7 protein-coding genes are annotated in these 9999 nt (G+C 65.9%); 4 read left to right on the top strand and 3 right to left on the bottom strand.

Going from position 1 to position 9999, the window contains the following annotated elements; genetic code table 11:
- Positions 1-544 precede the first annotated feature (544 nt).
- The 3 genes from V3B46_RS20700 to gap form a co-directional block, all read right to left on the bottom strand.
- A complete protein-coding gene (locus V3B46_RS20700; RefSeq protein WP_329892781.1) occupies positions 545-1921 on the bottom strand; it encodes a DUF3999 domain-containing protein in 1377 nt (458 codons plus the stop codon).
- Positions 1918-4593, bottom strand: a complete 2676-nt coding sequence (locus V3B46_RS20695; RefSeq protein ID WP_329892780.1) for a DUF2339 domain-containing protein — start codon at positions 4591-4593, stop codon at positions 1918-1920. The genes V3B46_RS20700 and V3B46_RS20695 overlap by 4 nt, the downstream gene beginning before the upstream one ends.
- A gap of 125 nt (positions 4594-4718) precedes the next feature.
- Positions 4719-5723 carry a type I glyceraldehyde-3-phosphate dehydrogenase gene (gene gap / locus V3B46_RS20690; protein WP_032127866.1) on the bottom strand — a complete coding sequence of 335 codons (1005 nt, stop codon included), beginning with the start codon at positions 5721-5723 and terminating at the stop codon, positions 4719-4721.
- A 193-nt stretch (positions 5724-5916) separates the two neighbouring features.
- On the opposite strand from gap, the gene V3B46_RS20685 reads away from it, so the two are divergent.
- The 4 genes from V3B46_RS20685 (at position 5917) to V3B46_RS20670 (ending at position 9959) form a co-directional block, all read left to right on the top strand.
- A complete protein-coding gene (locus V3B46_RS20685) occupies positions 5917-6546 on the top strand; it encodes an OmpW/AlkL family protein (RefSeq protein ID WP_329892779.1) in 630 nt (209 codons plus the stop codon).
- A 195-nt stretch (positions 6547-6741) separates the two neighbouring features.
- Positions 6742-8151 carry a hypothetical protein gene (locus tag V3B46_RS20680; RefSeq protein WP_132810698.1) on the top strand — a complete coding sequence of 470 codons (1410 nt, stop codon included), beginning with the start codon at positions 6742-6744 and terminating at the stop codon, positions 8149-8151.
- 177 nt (positions 8152-8328) lie between these two features.
- Positions 8329-9147, top strand: a complete 819-nt coding sequence (locus tag V3B46_RS20675; protein WP_329892778.1) for a S1/P1 nuclease — start codon at positions 8329-8331, stop codon at positions 9145-9147.
- 11 nt (positions 9148-9158) lie between these two features.
- A complete protein-coding gene (locus V3B46_RS20670) occupies positions 9159-9959 on the top strand; it encodes an MBL fold metallo-hydrolase (protein WP_329892777.1) in 801 nt (266 codons plus the stop codon).
- Positions 9960-9999 lie beyond the last annotated feature (40 nt).

The following is a 9999-nucleotide window of genomic DNA, read 5'->3' as shown; positions in this document are numbered from 1 at the left end:
GGCTGGGCCGGGGGGGGGGGGGGGGGGGGGGGGGGGGGGGGGGGGGGGGCGGGGGGGGGGGGGGGGGGGCGGCCCCCCCCCGGCCGCCCCCCCCCCCCCCCCCCCCCCCCCCCCCCCCCCCCCCCCCCCGCCCCGGCCTCGACAGGTTCATGTGACGGAGCGGATGGCAAAGGCAAGAGCGGTTTCTGATGTCGGAGAAAAATGTAGAGCCGAGCCCGTGCTCGGCTGGGTCTATCGCGAACAGCAGCCGAGCGTGGGCTCGGCTCTACAAAGAGCGCCCTGCCAAGCAGCTTTTGCTCTTCTTTTTTTCTTTCCGTGGGTGGACGCACACGGAAATTGTCAGAGGCCGGGCGGGGGGGGGGGGGGGGGGGGTGCGCGGGGGGGGGGGCGCGGCCCCCCCCCCCCCCGCGGGGGGGGGGGGGGGCCCCCCCCCCCCCCCCCACTCCCCCCCCCCCCCCCCCCCCCCCCCCCCCCCGGCCAAGCCCGGCTTTTGCTTTACGCGACCAACCGCCCACCCACGAGGGGCTGCGCCGTTCGCCGGAACCTACGCCGAAGGCGCCGGCTTCTGCCGAAGCAGGCTGACCGCCAGGCCGCCAACAACCAACACACCCAGCCCCAGCAGCGCCCACAGCAACCACGCCTTCCAATCGTGCTGCGGCTTCAGCGCCGCATCGCCGGCCAGCGGTTCCGGACTGCCTTCCAGACGCGCCAGCGTCGGCTGCCACGACGGATCATTGCGCTGCCGCAGCTCCTCGATCAGCACACCGATCGGCGCCTCCATCCGGCGCGCAGTCGAGCTGCCCACCGCCAGCGCATACGGCGCCGCGCCCTGGCTCAGGAACACCAGCACTTCCGGCTGATAACCCAGACGCAGGGTTGGAGCCGTCGCCGTTTCAGCCGGATTCGCTACCAGCTTCCAGTAACGATCCCGATGCACGCCGCCCAGCGGCTGCGCGGCCGATTGCTGACGCTGGCCCTGCGCGCCCTGCTGCAGCTGATAGGCAATCCACGGTGCACTACGACGCTGCCATTCCGCGCTCTCGTCATCGCGGCTGAACAATGTCCACTGCACCAGGCTGTTGTCGGTGCTGGCCACGTCAGCACGCGCCGCCGGGAAGCGGCCATCCATCTCGAAGGTGTATTCGCCCTTGCGCTTCGAGGTCGGTTCCAGCGACAGCCACTCCCACGGCAGTGTGGCCGGTGCCGGCGGCAACTCGGCCAGTACGCTGCGCAGCGTTGGCAGACGGGCATCGCCCTGCGCCAGCACACGCAGATAGCGCGCTTCACCATCCACCTGCAGACGGCGCTGCAGCAGGCGCTTGCCGGCGCGCTGCAGATCCACCAGCGGAATGTCGCGGCCAATCGCACGCCAGTGCTGCAGGTCGTCGCTGACGTCCAGCTGCACCTGTGCCTGCAACGGCTGGCCACTGTCCGCCCAATCCAGCACCAGTGCCGCCAATGGTTGCTGGCCGATCACGCTGGCATCGATCAGCCAACCGCCCTGCCCGTTCGCTACCGCACCACCACCCACACGCGCCTCGACCCGGCGTACGCGACCATCGGTATCGCGCTCGGTCAGCAACTGCAGGTCGTTGCGCTGCGCTTCGGCCAGCGGCGGCAACGCGAACCACGGCAGCTCACGCTGCACCGGCGGCTGTGCCAGCGGCTGGTCCGGCGCCAGCAATGCCGACGGCAACGATTGGCCGGCGGCATTGAACACCTGCACATCGCCCAGGTCCGCACTACCGGCGCGACGGTAGATCGCCGGTTCCAGCACGACACGGTAGGCACCCGATTGTGCGCTGGACAACGTAAGCGGCCACTGCTCGGCATACTGGGTACGGTAATCGGCGGCCTGTGCGGTGACGGCGGCCAGCATGCCGAACATCGCCGGCAGCAGCGCCCTGCTCCACGTCTTCATTGTTTTTCCTCCACGGTCGGCGCCGCGCTCGGCGGTGCCGGTGCCAGATAACCCACGACTGTGCACAGCAGGCCGTAGGCGATGAACGATGCGATGCCCAGCAGGTTGCCCAGGTGCTGGCGATCGACGATGACCAGCTTGGCCAGCACCACGCCCATCAGCACCGCACCCACCATCCACAACACGCGCTGGCCACGGCGCGAGCCCCACACCCAGGCAATCACGCCGAGCACGCTCCACAGCACGGTCAGGCTGGTCTGCGCCAGGCTGAAGCGCATCATCGACGCGTTCCAGGACAGGCCGCCCCACTGATGCACGCCATGCAGCACAACGCTGGTCAGCGCGACGAAGGTTGCCAGTGACAGCAGCGGCATGCGGATACCCAGCAGCGCCTGCGGCGCCTGATCGCTGTACAGCCAACGCGCCAGCAGCAGCAGGCTCAGCCACTGCCCGATCTCCGCCGGATTCAGCACCGGCAGCCACAGCAGTGGCGCAGCATCACCCGGCAGCAGCTGGCCGGACAGCCAGCCGATCGACAACAGGCCGAACAGCACACACTGCAGCGGCTGGCGCACGCGGTCGAACGCTGCACCCAGCGGCCAGCGCAGCGCATTCCAGCGCCACAGCGACAGCGCCGCCATCAGCAGCCACGGCAGCGTCACCAGCAACGTGGTCCAGCCCTGTGCCAGCCCGGCTTCACCACCGCCCCACAGGGCCAGCAGCGAAAGCAGCGACGGCCAAAGCAGCCACCACAGGAACTGCGCGATGCGTGCCACGGTATTGCCGCCCTGGCGCAGGCACAGCAGCGTGCGCACGCCCAGCACCGCGAACACCGCCCAGGCCAGCGCGCCGTAGCCGGCGAACGGCTGATGGTGCGCGTCGCTCTGTATCAGCGCCAGTGGGAAGCCCAGCGCCAGCATCGCGAGTGCGGTCATCCCCAGCGCACGCGCCGGCTGGCGCCGCTGTACTTCGGCGGCCAGCCATGCGGTAACGGCAGCCAGCACCAGCAATGCATCCACTTCGGTGCGGTACGGGAAGAACCGGGTGATCTCGTGAACCACGCCACCCAGCCACCACAGCAGGCCCCACAGGTAGTAGACCAGGGCAATCTCGTGGCGCTGCCTGCGCTGGTAGCTCCAGGCCGACGCGAAGCCGGCAACGGCCAGCAGCAGTGCACCGATCGCGGTCGGGTTGAGCAGGAAGCGCAGGTCCTCATGCCAGTGATCGCCACCGGCCACGAAAGCGAACGCCGCGCCCATCTGCAACAACGCACCGGACACCTGCGGCAGCCAGCGTTTCTGGCGCAGGCCCAGCCAGGCCAGGCCTGCACCTTCCAGCGCGAACACCGCGCCGGTGGCACGCGCCGACAAGGCCAGCGGCACCGCCAGCGTGGCGAAGCCCACCGCCAGCACCGCATGCGACTGCGCCAGCACGGTGTACGACGCGCGCGCAATCAGTGCCCGCGCCAGTACGGCGTAGATCGCCGCCAGGCCCAGTGCGCACAGCGCCAGCGTCATCGGCTGCTCGTGCAGCATGCCGGCCTGCAGCGAGAAGGCGACCAAGGGCGTACCGAACACCAGGCTGCCGTCGACCAGGTCACGCCGCCCGGCGGGCTGCCGGCGTGCGTACAGCAGCGGGATCAGCAGGTAGAAGGCGAAGAACAGCAGCAGGAACGGCTCGGTGCTGCTGAACTTGTCCGGCGCGTACTGCAGCACGCCCCAGAACGTACCGATGCCGAAGGTGAAGGCGAAGCCCAGCAGGTTCAGCGCGCGCCACGGCCGGAACCAGGCAATGGCGAAGATGCCGGCGTTGAGCACCGCGTAGTAGCTGAACAACCCCACGTGGTTGCCGCTGCCGGTGGACAGCCACAGCGGTGCCATGAAGCCTGCGAGGATGCCCAGCACCGCCAGCGTGCGCGAGTTCTGCACCACCGCCAGCACGCACAGCCCGGCCACCAGCGCGATCGAACTGGCGAAGGCAAACCCGGGGTTGAGCAGCTCGAACCGCTTGAACGCGGCGAAGATGGTCAGCAGCAGCACGCCGATGGCACCGCCCTGCAGCGCCAGTGCGAACAAGCGCCGGCGCTCGCGCTGATGCCAACCGAACGCCAGCAGGCCCAGCGCACCCACGGTGACACTGGCCAGGCGCAGCTCGATCGGCAGCACCAGCCAGCCCTGGTCACTGACGTACTTCAACAGCGCGGCAACACCGGCCAGCAGCACCAGCATGCCGATCTTGACCGGCACGTTGCCCTCGGTGAACCAGCGCTTGACCGCTCCGATGCCGCGCTCGATGAAGTTCGGCAGCGTCGGTTCGGAAGGCAACGGCGGCTGCACTGGCACGGGTGGCACCGGCGGTGGTGCGACCGGGCGCGGCGCCTCCACTGCCGCAGGCACCGGTTCGTGCACCGGCGGCGGCGTTGGCTGGGGGGGAGGCGGCGCGGCAGCCACCACCGGCCGCAGGAACGGCGGATCGGCGCCAGCCGCAGGCATGGGCGCAGCCCGTTCCGGCGCAGGCTCGGCTGCAGCCGGGCGGGCGGCCGGCGCGGCGGCCAAGGCACCTTCCAGCGCGGCCACTCGGCGGCGCAGGCCGGCAATCATCACCAGCGCCACCACCAGCAGCAGCGGGATGGCCAGCAGAACCAGTACCACCAGGGCTATCAATGCTTCCATTGCATGCTTCCATTGCAATCCCGCGCCCCAGCGGCAGCGGTCGACCGCCCCATGCTACGACAGGGCTGGCCCCATAAACGACGAACCCCGGCCAGGCCGGGGTCCGTGCGCGATCTTCGCCAGCCTTACTTGGCGGCGACGACCTTGGCCATTTCCAGGCACTTGTTCGAGTAGCCCCACTCGTTGTCGTACCAGGTGACCAGCTTGACGAAGGTGCCGTCCAGGGCGATACCGGCTTCGGCGTCGAACACCGAGGTGCAGGTCTCGCCGCGGAAATCGGTGGCCACGACCTTGTCTTCGGTGTAGCCCAGGATGCCCTTCAGCGGGCCTTCGCTCTGTGCCTTCACTTCCGCGCAGATCTCGGCGTAGGTGGCTTCCTTTTCCAGCTCGACGGTCAGATCGACCACCGACACGTCCGAGGTCGGGACACGGAAGCTCATGCCGGTCAGCTTCTTGTTCAGTTCCGGGATGACCACGCCGACGGCCTTGGCCGCACCGGTGGACGACGGAATGATGTTCTCCAGGATGCCGCGGCCACCACGCCAGTCCTTGTTGGACGGGCCATCGACGGTCTTCTGGGTAGCGGTAGCCGCATGCACGGTGGTCATCAGGCCGCGCTTGATGCCCCACTTGTCGTTGATGACCTTGGCCAGCGGGGCCAGGCAGTTGGTGGTGCACGACGCGTTGGAGACGATCGCCTGGCCGGCGTAGGTCTTGTCGTTCACGCCGTAGACGAACATCGGCGTGTCGTCCTTCGACGGGGCCGACATGATGACCTTCTTGGCGCCGGCATCGATGTGCTTCTGCGCGGTTTCCTTGGTCAGGAACAGGCCGGTGGATTCAATCACCACGTCCACGTCCACTTCGTTCCACTTGAGGTTGGCCGGGTCGCGTTCCTGGGTCAGGCGGATCTTCTTGCCGTTGACCAGCAGGTCGTTGCCCTGCACCGCCACGTCAGCCTTGAAACGGCCGTGCACGGAGTCGTACTTGAGCATGTACGCCAGATAGTCCGGCTCCAGCAGATCGTTGATGGCCACGATTTCGATGTCGTCGCCGAAGTTCAGCACCGCCGAGCGCAGGACGTTACGCCCGATGCGACCGAAACCGTTGATACCAACCTTGATTGCCATGTTCTCAAGCTCCTGCGGCCGCGACGGGTGCGGCGGGATGGATAGGGCCCACAAGTCTAGCAAACCGGGGCTGGCCACCGCCGGCCAGCCCCGGCAGGCAGCAGGCCGGCGGACAGGATTTGATCCGGATCAAAGCGTTAGCGCGATGTGAGGCCGAGACTGGCCGCATCCACCCAGCAACGAGATCACCCCCATGCGCAAGACCTCCCCCCTGATCGTGGCCAGCCTGGCCGCCGCCCTGTCCCTCGCCGCCGCCCCGGTCATGGCCCAGTCCAAGGGCGACTGGACCCTCTCCGCCGGCGTGCACCAGGTGGCCCCGAAGTCGAACAACGGCTGGCTGGCCAACCACACCCTGAAGGTCGACGTCGACAACGACGTCAAGCCGACCATCACCGGTGAGTACTTCATTGCCGACAACCTGGGCATCGAAGTGCTGGCCGCGCTGCCGTTCAAGCACGACATCAACATCAACGGCCTGGGCCGCGTGGGCAGCACCAAGCAGCTGCCGCCGGTGGTGACCGTGCAGTACCACTTCAACAGCAAGGGCAAGGTGTCGCCGTTCATCGGTGCGGGCGTGAACTACACGACCTTCTTCAGCGAAGACACCACCGGTGCGCTGAAGGACAGCCGCCTGAAGCTGCAGGATTCGTGGGGCCTGGCCGCGCATGCGGGCGTGGACTTCGCGATCGGCGAGAAGGGCGCACTGCGCGTGGACATGCGCTGGATCGACATCGACAGCAAGGTGAAGTTGAACGGCGAGAAGATCGGCACGGTCAACATCGATCCGCTGGTCTACGGCGCTTCGTACGTCTTCAAGTTCTAAGCGGTGTGTTGAGTGCGGGGGCTTCGGCCCCGATCCCCCCGCTACATGCAAAACCCTCGCAGCATGTTGCCCCGGTGATTGCCGGGGCTTTTTTGTTCTGAATTTCCCTACCCCGACCATGCCATGCTAAGAAACCACTAGCGCAGATACGACTAGAATCTTCAGGCCTCCACCGACAAGAGAAGGAGCTCAACCATGAAGTTGGCTTGGCTAACAATCGCGTTCCTTCTAGGAGCTCCGACGGCGCATGCCACTGACGTTGCAGATGGAACGTTCGCAATGATGTCTGGAGGATCCTGCGATGACTTTGCCCAGGACTGCTATCTGGACAATCCCGCCATCGCGGAGAAAGTAGTCGATCAACTTGCGGCAATCGGCGTCACGCGTTTTCTCGTACCATCGGCAACGTTGAGTCAGCTGCGTACCATTGCGACCCCGATCAGCACGCGAGGGCTTGAGTTCTTTACGTATGAACGTTGGACGTTCGAATCTGCAACCCAAGCCGGGAAGTTCAACTGCCAGACTTACACTCAGGAACGGATTGATCCAGTTCTAGTCAAACTCCGTGCCGAGTTTGGCAAGAGCTTTGCTGGTCTTCATTTCAAGGATGAACCACCAGAAAAAGACATTTCTCCACTCGCAGAGATGAACCGATGCGTCAAAGGCGACCACCGTCTCGCAGGCATGAAGGTGTTCATCAACCTGTTCCCATTGCATGCCAACGCGGGCTCCTATGCGGGCACTGAACATGCCGGCGCCATGTCACCCACTGACTATGGTGTGGATTGCATGGAGGCGAGTATTTCGCAACCTGAAAGAACCGCACAGATGGTGGCACGCTACTCGACGTTTGCGCGCCGGGTATCTGACGAGGTGCGCCCTGACTACCTCGCCTTCGACATTTATCCATTTACCCCGTCATTCAGGAAGTGTCCAACGGCGAAGGACCTTCTGATGTCCGAGAACATGTCGATCATTTCGAATCTCGCCAGATCCAGGGGGCAAACTGCCGTCGCTTACCTCCAGAATGTGCAATCCGCACATCCCTCGCTGGCCCAGGACCCTTTCGAGTACGCCAACTTCCATGATCTGCGTTGGTTCGCCGGATGGTCTTTTGCATTCGGCATCAACGGCTTCGCGAACTTCATTACCCACGATGTCAGCAATGCCGCCAGTGTTCCGAATGGGAATGACATGCTCGGACTGCTCGACAAACGCAACAACCTTCGCAATCTGGCTTCGGATCAGCAAAGCACTTTCGGTGTAACGAGACAGGTCCAGTCCGCACTGGCAAACGTCAACTATCTGGGTTTTGCCGACAACAATCTCGGCGTTCCATCGGCCCAGGTCTCAGGCTGGCTGTCGAATTCATCATTCCTTGTGGGCGAGTACGGCAGCGACGATCGTTCCCTGGTCTATCTCGTCGTTACTGCTCGTGCCCCCCGGCAATCGGCATCCGGGATCATTGGCCTCAACAAGTGGTGGCGGGAGGTGGAGAAACTGAACTTTGACACCGGCAAATGGCAGCGCGTTGGCAACGTGACCAACAAAGTCGACGTCGAAATAACCACAATACCTCTCGAGCTCTATCGACTAACGCACTGATCCCTCAACGTCGCCTTCCGCATGGTCAACTTTGCCATGTGGGAGCGCTCTCCCGGCTTACAGAGTGATGACCGTGCCAGTCTCAAATTCGACCAGACAGGCCACTGAGGACGTGACTGTCTCTCCATGGGTCGTCATGCCAGCCCCCTCCTCTTCGCGCCCCGCTAGAATGTGCGCATGAAAGCCCTGCACTCCCTGCTCCTCGCCGCCGCCCTGGCACCGGCCCTGTTGTCCGTCTCCGCCCCCGCCCATGCCTGGGGCGCGCAAGGCCACCGTCTGGTCGCCGAAGTCGCCGACGCCCGCCTCAACCCCACCGCCCGCGCCGAAGTGGACCGCCTGCTGGCCACCGAACCGGATGCCACCCTGGCCAGCATCGCGCCGTGGGCCGACCAGCTGCGCGCCAAAGACCCGGGCCTGGGCCGTCGCTCGGCCGGCTGGCACTACGTCAACATCTCCGAAGACAACTGCCACTACGAAGCACCGAAGCACTGCAAGAACGGCAACTGCATCGTCGAGGCCCTGAAGGCACAAAGCGCCATCCTCGGCGACCGCAGCCTGACCGACGGCGAGCGCCTGCAGGCGCTGAAGTTCGTCGTGCACCTGGTCGGCGATATCCACCAGCCGATGCACGCCGGTTACGCCCACGACAAGGGCGGCAACGACTTCCAGCTGCAGTTCGGCAACCGCGGTACCAACCTGCACTCGCTGTGGGACAGCGGCATGCTCAACACCCGCAAGCTGGACGACGCCGGCTATCTCCCGCTGCTGCAGAGCCAGCGCGCGCCGAAGCTGGCGCGCCAGTCCAACCCGCAGCGCGACCCGCAGACGTGGGCCGAAGCCAGCTGCCGCATTTCCATGCAAGCTGGCGTTTATCCGGCCACGCGTAAAATCGGTGACGAATACACCGAGCGCTACCGGCCGCTGGCCGAAGCGCAGCTGCGACTGGCCGGTGAGAACCTGGCGCAGTTGCTGAACCGCGTGCTCGGCACGCGCTGAGGAGAGTTCCGATGCCGGTCCAGGTGCAGTCGTTCTTCCACCGTGACAGCAACACCTTCAGCTATCTGGTCAGCGACCCGGCCAGCGGCGAGGCAGCGCTGATCGACCCGGTCCTGGACTACGACCCGGATACCGACGCCAGCAGTGAAGCGCCGCTGCATGCCGCGTTGCAGGCCATCGAACAACAGGGCCTGCAGCTGCGCTGGCTGCTGGAAACCCATGCCCACGCCGACCATGTGTCGGCTGGGCGCCGCCTGAAGGAGCGCTTCCCGCAGGCCACGCTGGCCATCGGCGAAGGCATCCGCGCGGTGCAGGCCACCTTCGCACCGCGCTACGGCCTGCAGCTTCCTGCGGCCGATGACATCTTCGATCACCTGTTCAGCGATGGCGAAACCTTTGCTCTGGGCGAACTGCGCTGTCAGGTGATCGCCGTGCCCGGCCATACCAGCGACAGCATCGCCTACCTGATCGACGATGCGCTGTTCACCGGTGACTCGCTGTTCATGCCCGACGGCGGTACCGCCCGCTGCGACTTCCCGGGTGGCGATGCCGCGCAGCTGTACCGTTCGATCCAGCGCCTGCTGGCGCTGCCCGATGCGACGCGCGTGTTCGTCTGCCACGACTACGGTCCGGGTGGTCGTGCATTCGCCAACGAAACCACCATCGGCGAACAGCGCGCACACAACATCCACGTGCATGACGGCGTGGCCGAGGCGGAGTTCGTCAGCGTGCGCCAGGCACGCGATGCGACGCTGGAAGAACCCAAGCTGATGCAGCCCGCGGTGAAGGCCAACATCCAGGGCGGGGCCTGACCCACGCCGCTGCGCTCGCCGGGCATGGCCCGGCGCTGCC

The organism is Stenotrophomonas sp. SMYL11, from assembly GCF_036320005.1.
Classification (GTDB): domain Bacteria; phylum Pseudomonadota; class Gammaproteobacteria; order Xanthomonadales; family Xanthomonadaceae; genus Stenotrophomonas; species Stenotrophomonas maltophilia_A.
Note: the sequence above shows the minus strand (reverse complement) of the source record. Positions and strands in the feature narration are given on the sequence as shown.

Coding starts and splice junctions, on each gene's coding strand:
- V3B46_RS20700 (WP_329892781.1), bottom strand. CDS start 1,921: ATGAAGACGTGGAGCAGGGCGCTGCTGCCGGCGATGTTCGGCATGCTG.
- V3B46_RS20695 (WP_329892780.1), bottom strand. CDS start 4,593: ATGGAAGCATTGATAGCCCTGGTGGTACTGGTTCTGCTGGCCATCCCG.
- gap (WP_032127866.1), bottom strand. CDS start 5,723: ATGGCAATCAAGGTTGGTATCAACGGTTTCGGTCGCATCGGGCGTAAC.
- V3B46_RS20685 (WP_329892779.1), top strand. CDS start 5,917: ATGCGCAAGACCTCCCCCCTGATCGTGGCCAGCCTGGCCGCCGCCCTG.
- V3B46_RS20680 (WP_132810698.1), top strand. CDS start 6,742: ATGAAGTTGGCTTGGCTAACAATCGCGTTCCTTCTAGGAGCTCCGACG.
- V3B46_RS20675 (WP_329892778.1), top strand. CDS start 8,329: ATGAAAGCCCTGCACTCCCTGCTCCTCGCCGCCGCCCTGGCACCGGCC.
- V3B46_RS20670 (WP_329892777.1), top strand. CDS start 9,159: ATGCCGGTCCAGGTGCAGTCGTTCTTCCACCGTGACAGCAACACCTTC.